18 protein-coding genes and 1 tRNA gene are annotated in these 17,344 nt (G+C 41.0%); 10 read left to right on the top strand and 9 right to left on the bottom strand.

What is annotated here, in order from left to right; genetic code table 11:
• Nucleotides 1–26: 26 nt before the first annotated feature.
• From KOLE_RS00870 to KOLE_RS00830, 9 genes are all read right to left on the bottom strand, one after another.
• Nucleotides 27–566, bottom strand: a complete 540-nt coding sequence (locus KOLE_RS00870; protein WP_012744682.1) for a glycerol-3-phosphate responsive antiterminator — start codon at nucleotides 564–566, stop codon at nucleotides 27–29.
• Nucleotides 567–758: 192 nt separating this feature from the next.
• Nucleotides 759–1,532 (bottom strand): inositol monophosphatase family protein, encoded by a 774-nt coding sequence (locus tag KOLE_RS00865; protein ID WP_012744681.1) that lies wholly within the window; start codon nucleotides 1,530–1,532, stop codon nucleotides 759–761.
• 36 nt (nucleotides 1,533–1,568) lie between these two features.
• The gene (locus KOLE_RS00860) at nucleotides 1,569–2,462 is read right to left on the bottom strand and encodes a carbohydrate ABC transporter permease (protein ID WP_012744680.1); all 894 of its coding nucleotides are present in this window, start codon (nucleotides 2,460–2,462) and stop codon (nucleotides 1,569–1,571) included.
• Nucleotides 2,463–2,479: 17 nt separating this feature from the next.
• The gene (locus KOLE_RS00855; RefSeq protein ID WP_012744679.1) at nucleotides 2,480–3,742 is read right to left on the bottom strand and encodes an extracellular solute-binding protein; all 1,263 of its coding nucleotides are present in this window, start codon (nucleotides 3,740–3,742) and stop codon (nucleotides 2,480–2,482) included.
• Between the two features lie 39 nt (nucleotides 3,743–3,781).
• On the bottom strand, nucleotides 3,782–4,603 hold the full coding sequence (locus tag KOLE_RS00850) for a carbohydrate ABC transporter permease (protein WP_012744678.1): 822 nt from the start codon (nucleotides 4,601–4,603) through the stop codon (nucleotides 3,782–3,784).
• 41 nt (nucleotides 4,604–4,644) lie between these two features.
• Nucleotides 4,645–5,436: an SDR family NAD(P)-dependent oxidoreductase gene (locus tag KOLE_RS00845; protein WP_012744677.1), complete on the bottom strand. Its 792-nt coding sequence runs from the start codon at nucleotides 5,434–5,436 to the stop codon at nucleotides 4,645–4,647.
• A gap of 23 nt (nucleotides 5,437–5,459) precedes the next feature.
• Complete coding sequence (locus tag KOLE_RS00840) at nucleotides 5,460–6,725, bottom strand: FGGY-family carbohydrate kinase (RefSeq protein ID WP_012744676.1); 1,266 nt, start codon at nucleotides 6,723–6,725, stop codon at nucleotides 5,460–5,462.
• The gene (locus KOLE_RS00835; protein WP_012744675.1) at nucleotides 6,697–7,479 is read right to left on the bottom strand and encodes a BtpA family protein; all 783 of its coding nucleotides are present in this window, start codon (nucleotides 7,477–7,479) and stop codon (nucleotides 6,697–6,699) included. The genes KOLE_RS00840 and KOLE_RS00835 overlap by 29 nt, the downstream gene beginning before the upstream one ends.
• Before the next feature lie 11 nt (nucleotides 7,480–7,490).
• Nucleotides 7,491–8,261: a DeoR/GlpR family DNA-binding transcription regulator gene (locus KOLE_RS00830; protein ID WP_012744674.1), complete on the bottom strand. Its 771-nt coding sequence runs from the start codon at nucleotides 8,259–8,261 to the stop codon at nucleotides 7,491–7,493.
• A 320-nt stretch (nucleotides 8,262–8,581) separates the two neighbouring features.
• Here KOLE_RS00830 and KOLE_RS00825 point away from each other — a divergent pair, with 320 nt between their 5' ends.
• The 10 genes from KOLE_RS00825 (at nucleotide 8,582) to KOLE_RS00780 (ending at nucleotide 17,256) form a co-directional block, all read left to right on the top strand.
• The gene (locus KOLE_RS00825; protein ID WP_012744673.1) at nucleotides 8,582–10,027 is read left to right on the top strand and encodes an NAD(P)/FAD-dependent oxidoreductase; all 1,446 of its coding nucleotides are present in this window, start codon (nucleotides 8,582–8,584) and stop codon (nucleotides 10,025–10,027) included.
• Nucleotides 10,024–11,262, top strand: a complete 1,239-nt coding sequence (locus KOLE_RS00820; protein WP_012744672.1) for an NAD(P)/FAD-dependent oxidoreductase — start codon at nucleotides 10,024–10,026, stop codon at nucleotides 11,260–11,262. Before KOLE_RS00825 ends, KOLE_RS00820 begins: the two co-directional genes overlap by 4 nt.
• A complete protein-coding gene (locus KOLE_RS00815; protein WP_012744671.1) occupies nucleotides 11,259–11,624 on the top strand; it encodes a DUF1667 domain-containing protein in 366 nt (121 codons plus the stop codon). Before KOLE_RS00820 ends, KOLE_RS00815 begins: the two co-directional genes overlap by 4 nt.
• Before the next feature lie 67 nt (nucleotides 11,625–11,691).
• Nucleotides 11,692–11,766: transfer RNA gene (locus KOLE_RS00810), tRNA-Asn, on the top strand.
• A 100-nt stretch (nucleotides 11,767–11,866) separates the two neighbouring features.
• Nucleotides 11,867–12,628 (top strand): nucleotidyltransferase domain-containing protein, encoded by a 762-nt coding sequence (locus KOLE_RS00805; RefSeq protein WP_012744670.1) that lies wholly within the window; start codon nucleotides 11,867–11,869, stop codon nucleotides 12,626–12,628.
• A gap of 219 nt (nucleotides 12,629–12,847) precedes the next feature.
• Entirely contained in the window at nucleotides 12,848–13,618 is a 771-nt protein-coding gene (locus KOLE_RS00800; protein WP_012744669.1) for an ABC transporter permease subunit, read from the top strand.
• A gap of 28 nt (nucleotides 13,619–13,646) precedes the next feature.
• Nucleotides 13,647–14,009, top strand: coding sequence for a GntR family transcriptional regulator (locus KOLE_RS00795; protein WP_237697532.1), 363 nt, complete (start codon nucleotides 13,647–13,649; stop codon nucleotides 14,007–14,009).
• The gene (locus KOLE_RS00790) at nucleotides 13,991–14,851 is read left to right on the top strand and encodes an ABC transporter ATP-binding protein (protein WP_012744667.1); all 861 of its coding nucleotides are present in this window, start codon (nucleotides 13,991–13,993) and stop codon (nucleotides 14,849–14,851) included. The genes KOLE_RS00795 and KOLE_RS00790 overlap by 19 nt, the downstream gene beginning before the upstream one ends.
• 13 nt (nucleotides 14,852–14,864) lie before the next feature.
• Nucleotides 14,865–15,623 (top strand): ABC transporter ATP-binding protein, encoded by a 759-nt coding sequence (locus KOLE_RS00785; protein WP_012744666.1) that lies wholly within the window; start codon nucleotides 14,865–14,867, stop codon nucleotides 15,621–15,623.
• Complete coding sequence (locus tag KOLE_RS00780; RefSeq protein ID WP_012744665.1) at nucleotides 15,580–17,256, top strand: putative ABC transporter permease subunit; 1,677 nt, start codon at nucleotides 15,580–15,582, stop codon at nucleotides 17,254–17,256. Before KOLE_RS00785 ends, KOLE_RS00780 begins: the two co-directional genes overlap by 44 nt.
• Nucleotides 17,257–17,344 lie beyond the last annotated feature (88 nt).

The following is a 17,344-nucleotide window of genomic DNA, read 5'->3' as shown; positions in this document are numbered from 1 at the left end:
GTCGGGAGTTTTCCCGACCTTTTTTATTACCAGCTTTGATACCATAGTTCTTTATTGCTTGTGGAAATAGCATCTACATAGGGTTTTATCATTTTCAATTCTTCAACATTATCGATCAGTCCCGCTGCAACTATATTGACATTTGGAAGCAATCCCCTGAGCTTTTTTGATACCTTGCAGGCTGCCAGCCCGGGCAGTATCTCAACAGCTCTAACATCGTTGTGGAGTATCTGCTCCAGGCCTCTATCTACTGCGCGTGAATCCAGGGCGAAGAAACGCAACAAACCCGGTATTCCCAGGGATAAAGCAATTTTATAGGTTCTGACCTTAGCGGTGATCACACCGTCAACACCTATTTCTTTAAGGTATTGGACGCTGTCATGGTCGCTGTTTAAACCCGAGATGAAGTCTATATCAACATAAATACGTTTCCCGCTTTCCTTAAATCTTTTCACCCTTTCGGGAAGCTCCAGAAGCCCACCATTCAAGAAAAATATGGTATCGTTAGGAACCCTTTCAGGTGGAATGGTTCTTTCCCATAATGCAGCAATTATACCCTTCAGCATGTGATCCCTCCTTTGTTACGTGATTGGGTAAGCAAAAATTAGAAGAAATGAGAAAAACGAAAAGGGTCATATCTACTAAATGATATGACCCAACTATCGAATCCTTCTTGAAGTTATTTTACCACATAGCCTTATTGATCTATATCTTCTCTCAATGCATTAGATATCTACAACGCTAGATCAATCAGCTTATTATTCAGATGATTTCCTTAGTATCTTTAATGTATCAGCATAAATAGCAGGTGAGGTTGCAAGTATTTCCCCAAGATTCAATTCAAAACCATCTACCGATATAGAAGAAACAGTTGCACCAGCTTCTGACGCTATCAAATAACCAGCAGCGATGTCCCAGGGCGAAAGCCCAATTTCAAAATATATATCAAGATTGCCTGCGGCAATATAACAGAGTTCTAAAGCAGCGGAGCCTAATATTCTTACTTCTTGAGTTACTTCGAGCATCTTTCTAACAGCGTTTTGTGTCCAATTGTGCAGTTTTTTATTGTATGGCCAACCCGTTACACATAGTGCATCCTCTAATCTGAGTTTATTTGATACCTGAATGCGTTTTGAATTCAAATAAGCTCCTTTACTTTTTTCGGCGGTGAATGTTTCCGAAAATGTTGGCACATGAACAACTCCTAAAACCGGATACCCCTTGTCTATGAGAGCAATTGAAACACAGAAAAGAGGAATACCATGAAAATAGTTCAAGGTTCCATCAAGTGGGTCTACAAGAAAATACTTCTCAGGATAAGTTTGTGGGTTCTTTTCTTCTGTAATTATTGGTATGCCAGGACAATTTTTGCTTAGCACATCTAAAATTTCATTCTGAGAAGCAATGTCAATTTCGGTAACTAGATCAGCACTGGAAGATTTTGTTTCGTACTTTAGAAAATCACTTCTGAAGTACTTTAATGCTAATTTACCCGCTGCTTCTGCAGCCTTAATCATGGTTTTTATATTCATAATACACACCTCTGCTGGAATAAAACACCTTCGAGTTTATTGTTGTTCACCGATATTTTGACTCTTAAGAATAAATCGAAAGGCTAATATTACTATAACCATGACTACTAAAAGTAGAATATATGAAGTAGCCGAAGCCTCAGATAAATTTAGTCCCATGAAGGTTTTTCGATAAATAAAGTAACTTAATACCTCGGTTTTGACTCCTGGACCTCCTTTTGTAAGAACATAAACAAGGTCATATGTTCTAAAGGCTAGTATTATTCTAATAGTAATCGCAGCTGCAATGACTGGTTTCATTAGTGGAAGAGTTATATAAAGAAATTTTTGTGTTTCATTTGCTCCGTCTATAGTTGCAGCTTCGTAAGGTTCTTTTGGCAATGAAACAAGTCCAGCGAGAAGCAAGAGAATCATAAAAGAAACCTGTTGCCATATGTCAACCATGATTAATGTCCAGAAGGCATTTGTACTATTAGCTAGCCAATTTACAGGCTTCAAGCCGAGAGAAGTTATAAAATAGTTTATGACTCCAAGATCTGGGTGTAATAACATTTTCCATATCAAACCTACTGCAACTGGACTCATAACCATTGGGAGTGTCAAAATTGTATAATATAGCTTTTTTAATCTAATTTCTCTATTCAACATCAGTGCTATCACAAATCCGATAGCAAATTCCATTGATACAACAAGTACCACGAACTTTAGAGTTACCTTTAAAGAATTCCAAAAATAACTATCTTGAAAAGCGGCAAGATAATTTTGGAATCCCACAAAATTAAAGAAAGGACTAACAAAAGTATAATCAGAAAAGCTCACTATGAATGAGTAAATAAGGGGGACGGCTATAACCGCCCCCAAAACAATTAAAGAAGGGGTCGCAAATATCCATCCTGTTAGTTTTTCATTCTTCATGTATTTACTGATCATTAGCCCCTTCACCCCACTTATTTTTTCCAGAGTTTTGCAAGCTTGGAAAGTTTATCAAGCTCTTTTGCAATCGTGTCGAGTGCTTTTGAAATACTCTTTTCTCCAGTAGCAGCAAGTGAAAGTTCTCTTCCTGTAATTTCGATCATTTGAGAAGAGTATTGGAATTCGGGAACAGGTTTGGCAGTCATAACAAGCCACATGATTTTTGGATAATACGGGAAAGCTTTCACAACATCTTCGTCGGTGAATATATCAAATCTTGTGGGAGCTCCTCCTAATAAAGCTCTTTGTTTTGCTACTTTGAATGATTCAACCCATTTAATAAATTTCCAGGAAGCTTCCTTGTCAGGAGCATTCCTAGGAATAGCCCAACCCCATCCCCCATTGAGTCCAACACCACCTGGCATTGGTTCAAGGGCAACTTTTCCTGCGATTCTGGATTTTTCAGGATCATTAAGCTGGGCTACCATCCAGTTGTAGGAAATCATACTGAAGGCCTTTCCTTGTGACATTATCCTATATGCATCATCAAGGTTAAAAGAGAGAGCGCCTTTAGGAGCACCATGTTTTAAAAGGTCGATGTAGAGTTGTGTGGCTTTAATTCCTTTTTCATTATTAATTATCGAATGCCACTTTTCATCGTAATAGTCTCCACCTGATGAAAAGAGATAGTTAGACCACTCCATAACGATTGGATCACCGCGCTGTGCCTGCATTGCGGAACCGTATAGATTGGTGTTTTCTTGAATAAATTTGCAGAGTTCTACATATTCATCAAGAGATCTGGGAATGGCAATTTCTTTTCCATATTTCCGTCTGTACATATTCTGTATTTCTGGATCTTCCAGTACATCTTTCCTGTAAATTAGGCCCATGGCATAGTTATACATAGGAATCATGTACAGAGTTCCGTTGTAATACCCTACCATGTTTAGCATCGAAGGTAAATAGACGGATATATCGAACCCATCTCTTTCAACATATTTTTCAAGCGGTTCGAGCCAACCAGCTGCGCTAAATTCTCCAGCCCAATAATTGTCAACCTGTAAAAGGTCGTACTGACAATTTGGGCTTAAAAGTTGAGGAACAAGTTTAGCGTGCATATCACCGTACTGAACGATTTCAAAATTGACTTTAATACCGGTGCTTGCTTCAAATTCAGGAAGCAATTTCTTAATGATATGGGTTTCAGGAACATCTTCCATGAGAACATTCAGAGTCGTCGCCATAAGACTCGTAGAAATTACCAAAAGTAAAAGTGCAAACCAGAATTTCCTCATTTCCCCACCTCCAATGGAAAGGTTATAAGTCAAAGGGTGTTACTTTATGGCCCCAAAGCTTAATCCTCTTACAAGGTATTTTTGAATAAACTGACTTAATATGACTATTGGTAATATCGCAATTACAACTCCAGCTGAAAGTTTTCCAATCAACACTCCTCTAGAAGTTTGAAGTGCAGCCAACCTGACGGGGATAGTTGCGGTACCTGGTCCAGACAAAACAAGTGAGAAGAGAAACTCGTTCCAGCACAATATAAAACTGAAAACTGCGGCTGCCATTATTCCAGGGGCGGCTATGGGAAAGACCACTCTGACAAAAGCAACAAATCTATTTGCTCCATCTATCAACGCTGCTTCTTCTATTGACCGAGGAATTGATTCGAAGAATCCTATTAATGTCCAGATAAGAAATGGTAAATTAAAGGCAAGGTAAGAGATTATCAATCCCGTCAGTGTGTTTGTCAAACCTAATTTCATAAAGATAACAAAAAGAGGAATGATTAATACAACAGGCGGCAACATCTGAGTTTGAATTATAAGCATTCTAAATTTACTCCCTCCTACATTGTATCTTGCGAAAGCATATGCGGCCAATGAAGCTATAGGTATGGAAATTAAAGTAGAAACTATGGAGACAATAAAGCTGTTTCTGAAGTATAACAAAAAGTTATTTTCCACAAAAATATCCATATAATTCTTGATAGTAGGCTTGAAAATAAGTTTTGGAGGGATTTCATAAGCGATTACATCACTGGCGAAACTCGTTCTAATCGTCCAGATGATTGGAAAAAGGATTAATATTGAAAATACTATCAAAACGGCATGAGCTATTATGTTCCAACGTTTTTCAGATCTTGTCATTTAACTCCCCCCTCGTTCGCAGAAAATTTTACGGGAGCGAATCAATGTGTACATGCTCCCCCAGTAACATTTATTGCCTGGCCGGTGAGAAAGTCTGCGTCTTCCGATGCCAGGAAGAGAACGACTTTTGCCACATCTTCTGGATAACATAGTCTTCCAAGAGGGGTTTGCTTTATGTACTCTTCCCTTACCTTCTCTGGTTCATCGATTCCCCTGAGTTTTGCTTCCCAGACGATTTCTCGATCTTGCATGCTTGTCTTTACAAATCCGGGGCAAACAGCATTTACATTTATGTTGTAAGGTGCGAGTTCTTTTGATATTGCCTGTGTGAACCCAATAACTGCGAACTTGGAAGCAGAATAATGCGCGAGAAGAGGAGCTCCAATTTTCGAAGCCATAGAAGCGGTATTTACTATCTTGCCCTTTCTTTTCTTTATCATATGTGGAGCAACATGTTTTGAAACGAGCCATACCCCTTTTGCATTCACATTCATGTTATAATCCCATTCTTCTTCAGTAAGTTCCCAGAACCAGTTCATAGTAGAAACACCGGCATTGTTGATGAGAATATCGATTGTACCGAAATCCTCCAGAACTATTTCGACAACGTTCTTGACCAATGTTTCATTGGTGACATCCAGAACATATGCCCTTGAGTCTGGAGAATATTGCTTTATTTCGCCTAATGTTTCGTTCAAGACCTCTTTATTTATATCCGCCAGGGCAAGTTTTGCACCTTCTTTTGCAAATGCTTTTGAAATTGCCTTTCCTATTCCTTTACCTGCTCCTGTTATAAAAACAGTCATTCCCTCAAATCTTTTGCAGTTGCTCATCGTAATACCCCCATCTGGCTTTTTTAAGATTCGGATTTTTCGTGGTACACTTCATAAAGTTTTTCAAAAACACTCTTCAAACTTGTATATGTATCTCTGTATATCTCGTAATATTTCGAATAAACCTCGTGATTATCTTGGTCGTATGATATCTTTTCTTTTGTTTTTAGAAATTTGTTTATCTCGTCCCAATCTTCGAACATCCCAGTTGCTTTTCCAGCTATAAAAGCGGCTCCCAGCGATGACCCCGGGTGGTTGGTGATATAAACGGCATCGTAACCCACTACATCTGCGACTATCTGCCTCCAGAGCTCATTTTTAGCCCCTCCATTTGACATAAAGACTCTTTCGATGGCAAAACCCATTTCTTCAATGACCTCCACGTGATGCCTAAATCCAAATGCAACCGCCTCAAGTATTGATCTAAACATGTGGCCCTTGTTGTGGAAAAGGGAAAGACCTACCATGGTTCCTCTGGCTTTTGCATCAAATATAGGTGTTTTCTCACCAATGAAATATGGCAACATGACAATACCACCGCTTCCAACTCCGGCGGTTCTCGCCATTTCGGTGAGTTCATCAAAGTTCACATTGGGGGCAAACTCATTTTTAAACCATTTCACTATACTTCCACTTGATGCCATACAGCCGTTGAGAACATAGCAGTTGGGGATATCGTGGTAGTCAATGAAAAGCTTCTTGCTCAGTTTTAATTGTTCCGTGACAAACAATATATCTCCGGCTCCACCGAATTTTAAGAGGAGGTCACCATTCCTGCTCATGCCAACTGCAAGAGCGGAGGCTATATGATCTGCAGATCCTGCTGTTACAGGAATGCCTTCGGGAATCCCTGTTTCTTCTTCTAATTCTCTGGTAGTTCCACCCACTATATCCCAGGGTTCATACACTTCTGGAAGGATACTTTCAGGAATTTCGGAAGCGTCTAATATATCCTTATACCATCCATCTTCAATCTTCCAGAGTCCACTTTCCAGGGCCCAATTCTTTTCAAGGTTGGGAATGCCTGTAAGTTTGAAATTTATGAAGTTATATGAACCCATTATCCACCTTGTGTGTTTGACTTTATCAGGTACATGTTTTCTCAACCATAAAAACTTTGGGAATATTACCTGCTGATTTACTGTATTTCCGGTGACGGAAAAGTATACTTCTTTGTCTATCATCTTTTTGAAGTATTCTATTTCTTCTATCGCTCTACTGTCATTTTGCTGGATTGAGTTATATAGAGGTTTCCCATTTTCATCTATGAGAATTAAAGTAGGAACCATTCCAGAAACGCCTTGTGATTCCATCTTTTTTCAAGCTTGTACCAATTATGGCGCCATCAGCTATGTTGAGTATCTCTCTTACGTTTTCTTTGGTTACACCAGTATTGGCAAAGACGGGTTTTTCACCTACTTTGTCTTTGACCTTCTTTATGTGATCCAGAGAAGGCGATTCACCTGTCATCGGGCCAGAGACGAGTATTACATCAGCAAGTGAGGAGAAAGCAACACTTTTTGCTATTTCTTCTAAAGGTCTTCTGTCAAGGTTGTAGGCAAACTCAGCAGATATATTAAAAAACACCGCTATATCATTAGCATCGAGTAATTTTCTATATCTGTAAAATTCTCCAACTTCCGTTTTCCAGAGCCCCATATCTGAAACGTAAGTTCCAGTTATAATTTCCCTGATGAATTTAGCTCCAACAGCTTTAGCTATGGCTATCGCGGCAAACGGATCCCATAAAACATCTACGCCAAAAGGAACCCTTATTTCATCCATAACCTCTCCAATTGCTCTGCTCATGGTAGCCACTGTGGCAGAATCCACCTTCAGTTTGTATGGCCTGTCGTTCTCGTTACAAAACATAACCGCATCTATTCCGCCATTTTGAAGGGATTTAAGATCGCTTTTTATTCTTTCAACGATGAATTCCACCCCTTTTTTGTCGTCATACAACGGAGAACCAGGAAGCGGTGGAAAATGCACCATACCAATTATTACTTTTTCTTTTCCAAAGATTTCCTTTACAGTAGCCATATTTTCCCTCCTCACACAATCACGATCCTTACACCCTTGTCTTCGAGTTGCTTTAGAGTGTCGGCGTCAATTCCAGGCGTGGTTATTATGATGTCCACGCTTTCTATTGGTGCAACCTTTACAAAAGCTTTTTTCCCTATCTTTGAACTGTCGGCCAAAAGTATAACGGTTTTTCCTGCGTTGATAAGTGCTCTTTTAACGTAAACTTCAAACATTGAAGAGTTGGTTATTCCGTTTTCCAGATCAATCGCGTCCACTGTCAAAAAAACTTTTTCTACGGAGAAGTTCTTTATTGTTTCAACAGCAAGTTCTCCTCCTATGCTGTAGTATCCTGGACGTACAATTCCACCGATTATATAGGTTTCTATGTCCGGATTTTTTGCCAACTCTTCAGTTACCCTGATATCTACCGATATAACTTTTATCCCACGTTTTTTCGAGAGATATTTCGCCATGTAAAATGCTGTACTACCAGAGTCGATGATTATGCTGTCGCCATCTTCTACAAAATTCACAGCTTTTTGAGCGATTCTTTTCTTTTCTTCAGCGTTCATAGATAATTTGGTGTCAAACATGAGTTCAAGGGATCCCTTTCCGGTGTCAAGAATGACACCTCCGTGCACTCTTTTTAACGGAAGCGAAGAAATTTTGATTAATTCATTTATGTATCTCCGTGCTGTGGATTCTGAAACACCCAACTTTTCAGATACCATTTTTATAGATACATTGCCCTCTTTTCTGATTATTTCTGATATTATTTTGAGCGATTCTGACTTATTCATTTCATCACCTCGTATGAAATATACCATATTCAGTCAAAAGTGAGCAAATCAGCAAAAGGACGAAATAAGTAGACTATGGGAGAATAAAGACACTAAAAGCACATAATTGTGTTTTTTCGAAAAATCCACATCAAGCTCAAAAAAATGTGAGGAATCATCATTTTGTAGGTTTTTTATGGAACTGAAATATTGATAGAAGCTGCAATATATCATTTTCTTGCAGTCATGTAGTAAAAGATGATATAATAATTTTACCGTGGTGGAGAAGGAGAGAAAACCACGCCAATATTGGCGTGGTTTTTCTTTTTGGAGGTGAAACAGTGAGATTCGCGATAATTGGTGGTGGCGTTATTGGCAGCTTAATAGCCTGGAAACTTTCAAAATACGATGTGGATGTTGTGTTAATCGAAAAGAAGTCTGATTTCGGTCAGGGCGTAACTAAAGCAAATTCCGCGATCCTTCATGGAGGTTATGATGATCCACCAGGGAGTTTGAGAGCGCGTTTCTGTGTGCTGGGTAATCAAATGTATAGAACGTTAAGCCATGAACTTGGTTTTGAGATTAAATGGACAGGATCAATAGTGCTGGCAAGAGATACAAATGAAGAGATCGAAAAGTTAAAAGAACTCATGAAAAAGGGAGAAGAAAATGGCGTAAAAGGGCTTCAAATAATTGATAGAAACGAAATCGAGAAGATTCAACCCGGGATAGCAGAAGATTACAAATATGCCTTGTATTGCCCAACAGCCGGGGTTACTGAACCGTGGGAGATAGCGATTAACGCTGCCGATGGAGCGGCCCTTAATGGAGCGACTCTGATTAGAGGGGACGGAGTTGTTGGTGGTGAGATCATCAACGGTTCTATAAAAACCCTCAAACTTAGTTCGGGCAAAACAATAAGGGTAGATGTAGTTATAAACGCCGCGGGTCTCTATTATGAACATGTAGCCAATTTATTTGGAGCAAGAACCCCGAAAGTGTTTTTGAGAAAAGGGCAGTACATTCTTTTAGATAAAATTGTTGGGACACGCGTTGAAAAGATTATTTTCCCCCTGCCAAACGAGAAAGGGAAAGGAAAACTTGTCGTTCCCACTGTGGACGGTGGAGTGCTTTTAGGCCCAACATCGGAGGATCTTCCGGGATTCTCGCCGGAGGATGTTTCTACAACGCTTGATGGAATCAAAGAGGTTATGGAAGCGGGAGAACAGCTGATGCCCGGGCTTGCAAAAAGGGAATGGGTGATAAAAAGCTTTGCCGGTCTTCGCCCTGAAACGAAAGAAAAGGACTTTTTCATACAAAGGAGTGAAGAGCTCAGAAACTTCATAACGGTTGGGGCTATCCGATCTCCAGGTCTTACAGCTGCTCCTGCGATTGCAAAATATGTTGTTGAAGAGATCATTCATGAAGAAATGGGACTTGCACTGACCGGGAAAACCGTGATCAAATACCCTGAAAAGAAGACAAGGGTCAAGGAAAAGGATTTCAATGAATTAGCCGAGGAGATTTCCAGAGAACCTTTGCTTGGAAAGATCATTTGTCATTGTAATCAGGTGTCAGAAAAGGAAATTGTCGAAGCGATTCGTGATGGCGCAACCACGATAGATGGGATAAAATTCAGAACCCGTGCTGGCTTTGGAAGGTGCCAGGGAGGTTTTTGCGGCTGGAAGATTGCAAGAATACTTGCGAGAGAGTTGAATATCGATATATCGGAGGTTCTGCAGAATGAGGATGAAAGTTGGCTGGTTAGAGAGAAGGTGAGGCCATGAAGAAACTCAAAACAGATGTACTCGTGATAGGCGGTGGAGCGGCCGGGATGGCTGCGGCCATTGGAGCTGCGAGAGAGGGTTCGAAGGTGATTCTAATTGAACGTGAAGATCGTACCGGCGGGGTTCTTAACCAGTGTATTCACAATGGCTTCGGTTTGAAGTTTTACGAAGAAGAGCTGACCGGACCCGAATTCGCAGCACGGTTGGAAGAAGAAATGAGTCAGAAAAGTATTGATATCATTTCTCAAGCTTATTTGAGGGAAGTGGATTTAGATAACAAAATTGCATATATCCTTTCTCCGGAAGATGCTTTCATTGTCAAGTCGAAAGCGATTGTGATATCTACAGGTGCGAGGGAACGTCCTTTTGGCTCTCTTATGGTTCCCGGAGATAGGCCAGCAGGGATCTTTACTGCCGGCACAGCCCAGAGGTTCGTCAATCTGGAAAACAGGCTTCCGGGAAAAAGGGCTCTCGTTCTCGGTTCAGGGGATATAGGGCTCATAATGGCAAGAAGGCTCTTTCTTGAAGGAATGGAAGTGGTAGGGGTTGTAGAAAGACTTCCATATCCTGGAGGCCTCACGAGAAACGTGGTCCAGTGCCTTGAAGATTTCGGAATTCCTCTCTATCTATCAGCGACTGTAACGTATGTAAAAGGATTTCCGCGTTTAGAGGCTGTAGAGGTGATGGAGGTTGACAAAAACCTCAATCCAATCCCGGGCACAGAGAAATGGTACAACGTGGATACGCTGGTTCTCTCTGCTGGTTTGCTTCCGCAGGTGGAAGATTTCTCCGACAGGTTGCTGGTTGACCGTATAAACAGGGGATTTCTCGTTTCCAATACCTGTGAAACCTCCAAGCCAGGGATCTTTGCTGCGGGAAACAACGTAGCCGTTTTCGATCTCGTCGATTATGTTGCGGCCGAGGGCTGGATAGCTGGAAGGCACGCAGCACTTACCGCTCAAGAAAAGCGTCAAAATCACAAACAGTTTCCTGTTGTGAGGGGTAAAAACGTAGGAGTTCTTGTGCCAGGGAAAATATCACTTGAGGAAAATCTGAGGATTTATCTCAGGTTGAAAAAACCAATGGAGTCGGGTACGGTGGTCTTAAAAGAACTCGGGATTGAATCCTCTTTCAAATACGGAGTCCCAAGTGAGATGCTCCAGATTGTCGTGAACAAGAATAAACTCGCCGCGATTAAGAATCACGAGAAGCTTACCGTGGAGGTGATTGAATGAAGGGACATATAACCTGCGTTTTATGCCCTCTTGGTTGTCGTATCTCTATATCTGAAAAAAACGGTGAGTACAAAATTGAAGGGAACAGATGTCCGCGTGGCAAACAGTATGCGATAGACGAGCTTGTTAGCCCAAAAAGAGTATTAACAACAAACGTAAAAGTTGTTGACGGTGAACTTGAGCTTGTGTCAGTGAAGACTTCGAGGCCGATAAACAAAGACATCATTATAAATAAAATGAAGGAGATCAAGAGGGTGGCAGTAAAAGCGCCTGTTAAAGTAGGCGACGTGATCGTTGAAGATCTTGATGGAAAGGGAACTGCATTGATAGCGACGAGAAATGTTAGAAAACGTTCTGAATAATTTTTATCTCAAAATTCCCGGTACCCCCTTGAAAGAATGACCGATAGGGGTTAAAATAATACTGCGTTCCAGCGTGGCTCAATGGTAGAGCATCCGGCTGTTAACCGGATGGTTGGGGGTTCGAGTCCCTCCGCTGGAGCCAGAGCTCCCGAAAGGGAGCTTTTTGTTTTTTTCCTTCGTACTGTTAATTTTAATTTGAGGTGCATAACTTGGTATATTTGAAAACAGGAGGAGTTAATAACATGAAAAATTGGGAAATTGCTTTGCAGAAATTTCTAAAAAAATGGGAAAACAAAAAGGAAGTAATAGGAGCAATCGTCTGTGGTAGCTATATCACAGGAAATCCGAGCAAACACTCTGATATTGATTTACACATTCTTTTGGATTCAGATACCTCCTGGAGAGAAAGAGGAAATGAAATAATCGATGGAATTTTGATTGAATATTTTGTCAATCCAATTAGGAAGCATTATGAATATTTAGAGGATGATTATAAACAAAGAAGTAGAGTAAACGCTCATATGCTTTGCACCGGAAAGGTGCTTTTTGACAAAACAGGTGAATTGAAAAAATTGATCCAAGATGCGAGAGAGTATCTTGTCAAAAAATATCCTGAGCAAAACAAAATTCAAATAGAATTGGCAAAATATGGTATTTGGGACTTGTGTGATAATCTGGAAGAAGTTTTTGAGGCAAATGGGGAAGAATTCTTTTTTGTTTTCTATGTCCACTTGAAAGAATTATTTGAAATTTATGCGAATTTTTTGCAATTTGATTCTATTCCAGTTCATAAGATAAAGCGTTTTCTTACAGATGAAAAGGATAAGAAAAAATATCACGTGAGCAATTTCCCGGACCAGGAATTTGTGAAAATGTATGTGAATGCCATCAATATTAAAGATAAATCAGAAATGATGAAGGAATACAAGATGCTAACGAATCACGTGCTTGAAAAAATGGGTGGATTCAATATTGATGGTTGGAAAATAAAGAGTCCTGCTTAGATATAGTAAGTCGTAACTTCTTTCATTAACGAACGTTATATCAAAGAGTTCCCGGCCTTGAAACTTTCGCCCTTCTTTTTTTCTTTTTGCGGCTTCTTCAAGGTTTTAAGCTTTACGCAGCCTCGATAAATGACTTGCTTGACAGTTAACTGTACTATGTGATATAGTACAGTAGATTGTTAGTTGTGAACGAATATCTTGGTGAAGGGAGGCACGTGCGTGTTCTACAAAGAATGGAATGAACATAAGACAAGAGCGATAGTTATATTTATACTGTCTCTGATTGTGCTGACCACAACGGTTGCTTTGAGACCCTATGCGTCCAGCATGATGGAACAGATGGTCAATGAACTTGAGGAGATGCCTGAGTTTCTGCAGAAGATGATCGGTGATCCTTCGATTGCCCAAAAGCTCACAAACGATGAGTACTACATAAATAGCCAGTGGCACGGGAAAAACCTTGGGCAATTCCTGCCGATATTTGTTTTGATCATAGCCTTTCCAGTGTTCGCAAGAGAAGTGGACAAAAAGACGATCTACTTCCTGCTATCACGAAGGAAACGGGAAGAGGTTTTCTGGAAGAAGTTCTTCGTGGGATATTTTGTAATAACTGCCATAATCGTTATTTTCTCGCTTGCTGGTCCTATCGCGATGAAAATCGCTGGTTACCAGATTGGATTTAGAAACACCGGTCTCATACTCGTTCATGAAATAGTTGGGGTATCATTTTTCTACAGCCTTTTTATTCTTTTTTCGGTATTGAGCAACGACCAGGTGAAGCCTGTTGTGGGTGGTCTTGTTGTTATCATAGCTCTGCCATTCCTTTCTTTGATTGAGTCTATAGCCTTTCTCAATCCTTATCCGTACATCTTAGGTCTGGACATAATTAACGGATCCGGGATAGATTGGTGGTACACTTTATCCCTTGCTGTTTTAACGCTGGTTATTGCTTTTCAGAGTTACAGGATATTCAAAACCAAGGAATTTTAAAACGTGGTGATATAAAGTGTGGTTTAACGTGGATCTAAGATCAAGAACACCTATATACGAACAGATTAAAAGAGGAATCAGGGAAGCCATTCTCCGGGGAAAGCTAAATGAAGGGGATACATTGCCTTCAATTCGGGATATGGCTTCGAGTATAAGGGTGAACCCAAATACAGTGGCAAGAGCCTACAGGGAACTTGAGATGGAAGGCATTGTTATGGCACATCAGGGAGTAGGCTATATAGTGATAAAGGACAAGGAAGGTATTAAAGAGTTTATGCTTGAAGACCTTAAAAAAGATTTTCGGGAGATTGTTTCTAAGTCCAGGAGAGCCGGCTTTTCTCTGGACGAGATTGTGGAGGTGATTAGTAAGATATGGAACGAGAAGAAATGAAAGTGATAACCGTCCGGAATCTGAAAAAGACCTATAGAAATGGCGTTGAAGCTGTAAAAGGGATAGATCTCGACATAGAGCCTCACGAGGTTTGCGCTTTGCTGGGGCCAAACGGTGCGGGTAAAACAACCACTCTCAAATCCATTCTTGGTTTTATCAATTATGAAGGGGAGATAAAAGTCTTTGGCAAACCGATTGACGAAGTCAGGGATAGGATCTCATTCGTACCGGCAGAGAGGAGTTTTTACGGTTATATGACCCTTTCCAAAGCAATGAAATTCTGTGAGAGATTTCTCCCGAATTTTGACAGCAAAAAGAGCCTTGAGATGATAAAACACTTCAGGCTTCCCATGGATAAAAAAATCGCCGGTTTTTCAAGCGGAATGAAGACAGGGGTATATCTGAGCTTCACACTGGCTCAGGAAGCAGACCTTTACATCCTCGACGAACCGACCTGGGGACTCGACCCGATTATGAGAGATGACGTTCTCGAAATGATCAGGGAGAAGGTCATCCAGGGAAAAAGCGTCCTGTACACCTCCCATATCATCTCCGAAGTCGAAAAAATATCTGACAGGATCTATATAATCGACAAAGGAAAGATACGCTATTCTGGAGCTCTTGACGGGTTAAAAGAACAGTTTAGAATCTTTTATTTACCAATAGAAGCCATGAAAAAACTGGATAATAGAGATTTCTCCTCTTTAAGAAAGGTACCCAATAGAATCGTCGTCCTTTCAAAGGACCCTGAAGAATGGGAAGAGCTGGAAAATCTCTCTGAGATGGAAGGAACCGCTCCGAACCTTGAGGAGTTTTTTCAGTTCCTAATTAGAGGAGAATGAAGAAGGTGAAACGATGATAGAACTGAAGAATGTTACCAAGGTGTATAGCGGTGGAGTGAAAGCGGTTGATAACCTCTCGCTTTCGGTTGAAAAGGGAGAGATATTTGGTTTTCTTGGACCCAACGGCGCCGGGAAAACCACGACCATAAAGATGATTGTCGGTCTTTTGAAGCCCACGAGTGGCCAGATAAAGGTCTTTGGGAAAGAACTTTCGAAAGAGCCGGAAGCGATAAAACAAAGGATCGGGTACGTCGCCGATGAGCCTCTTGTTATGGAAAAACTCAGAGGCTACGAGTATTTGAATTTCATAGCCGATGTTTTTGGAGTTCCGTCTGATGTTAGACGAGAGCGCCTGGAGAGATTGCTCGCAGATTTTAAGTTGAAGGATGCGATAAAAGATCCGGTATCTTCGTACTCCCATGGAATGAAACAGAAGTTAACCCTGATTGCTGCTCTTCTTCACGCACCTGATCTCTGGATACTGGACGAGCCCATCGTAGGTCTCGATCCTGAATCCGCGTACATCCTAAAGAAGATGATGAGAAAACACGCCGATTCAGGGAAAACAGTATTCTTTTCAACACACGTTATGGAAGTAGCGGAAAAGGTCTGTGACAGGATAGGGATTATCGGAAAGGGAAAACTTTTGTTCGTAGGAACGGTTGAAGAACTGAAAAAAGCCAGGGGTGAAGAAAGCCTCGAAAAACTTTTCTTAGAGGTGACCGAGAGTGAAATGGAAGCGACTGATTTCTCTTATCTCGACGCTGATTAACTCGCATTACGGGATATCGTATAAAAAGTTTATTTACTTCAAAAAGAAAGAAAGGCTCTGGGAACCAATACTCATAACCTTCGCAATTTTCTCCATGATCGTCGGTATGGTTCCGCTGTATTCGATCATTATGAAAACCTCATTTGAGCAGATGACAGCCATGGGGCTTCAAAATCTGTTTCTCATGCAGGCGTTCACAGCAACGACCTTTATTGGTTTCTTTTTTGGTTTGTTTATCGTCGTGAATTACCTTTTCTTTTCCAGAGAGATGAAGGTGCTTTTGCCACTGCCTTTGAAGCCGTCAGAGGTTATGACGGCTAAATTCAGCGTGATAATACTCGACCAGATGCTTATCTCGCTGGTATTGCTGTTGCCGCCGCTTATATATTTTGGAGTAAAGACCTCTCAGGGATTACTTTACTGGTTTTTTGCCGCTGTGATCTTTTTGTTATCGCAGATACTTCCCGTAATGCTGGCGACGGTTATAATCCTGCCGCTGTACAGGGTGATAAAATTCGACAGATACAGGGATTTCTTCATTTTTATCCTGGCGAGCCTTCTTCTCGTAGCTTCTCTATTCTTCGTTGCGATTACCAACAGAATGAGTTTCTCAGGAGGCTTCTCCCCGGAAGCCCTTGCCAGGATTCTCAGCGATCCGGAAAGTTTGATAAACAAAGTTGGAAGAATCTATCCGCCGGCAATCCTTGTTGTGAAGAGCCTGACAGCTGGTGGTTTTGAAGGATTGATTGCGTTTCTGGGATTTGTGGTGTTACATGTGTTTGTGTTCCTCCTGCTTTTGTACATGGGCAAGAAATTCTACTACAGCACTTATATAGAACTCCAGGAAGCTCACGCTAAAAGGACTAAAGTTGGAAAAGATGAACTTGAACGTCTTTTTGGAAAATCCAGGAGCCGATTCGCGGCATTGATGGCGAGGGAATGGAAATATTTCCTCAGGGTACCGTCCTTTTCTTTCAACGGGTTCATAAATGTGGTGATCTTTCCGATACTGCTTTTAATCTTTGCATCTGTCAACGGTGAACAGATGGAAGAGATAAAGAGGTTTATCCCACTGATAAAACCCTATGCAGTGCCTCTCGGCGTTTTAGTTGCCGTACTTGCTGGTGGTATAAACTCGCTTTCTCCTACCCTTCTCAGCCGGGAAGGAAGATTGTTCATCGAACTCAAAGCGCTGCCGGTGAGCCCAACGACCATCTTCGTTGTTAAATTTACCCACATCATGACGATTACAATTATTGCTCCGATCTTTGTGTCAATAGCGCTGCATATGTTTTTAGAGCTCAGCTTGATACAGAGTCTGTCGATTTTCTTCATTTCCACAGTGAATCTTTTATTTTTGAACCTTCTCCAGACGATGATAGATTCGAAGAAACCGGTATTAGACTGGGACAACCCGAGCAAAGCCATGAAGCAGAACATCAATGTTGCGCTGACCATTCCCATAATCTTTGGTTTCGTGGGTGGATTTGGTTATCTTGGTTTTGTGCTGAAAGGCACATTATCTCCGGTGGTGATGTCTTCAATCCTTCTCCTTGTCGGAGTGGCTGGTTCAGCACTATGTGCCCCTATCGCAACGAGGATGTTCGGAAGTGCATTAAGCAGGGACGTTTGATCTCCTGAACATCAATTACAATATTCGAAAGATAAGAAGTGCCGATAACCGGCACTTCTTTTTTTGATGCTTGACAGCTGGAAGAGAA

The organism is Kosmotoga olearia TBF 19.5.1, assembly GCF_000023325.1.
Classification (GTDB): domain Bacteria; phylum Thermotogota; class Thermotogae; order Petrotogales; family Kosmotogaceae; genus Kosmotoga; species Kosmotoga olearia.
This window is presented reverse-complemented; position numbering and strand designations above follow the sequence as displayed.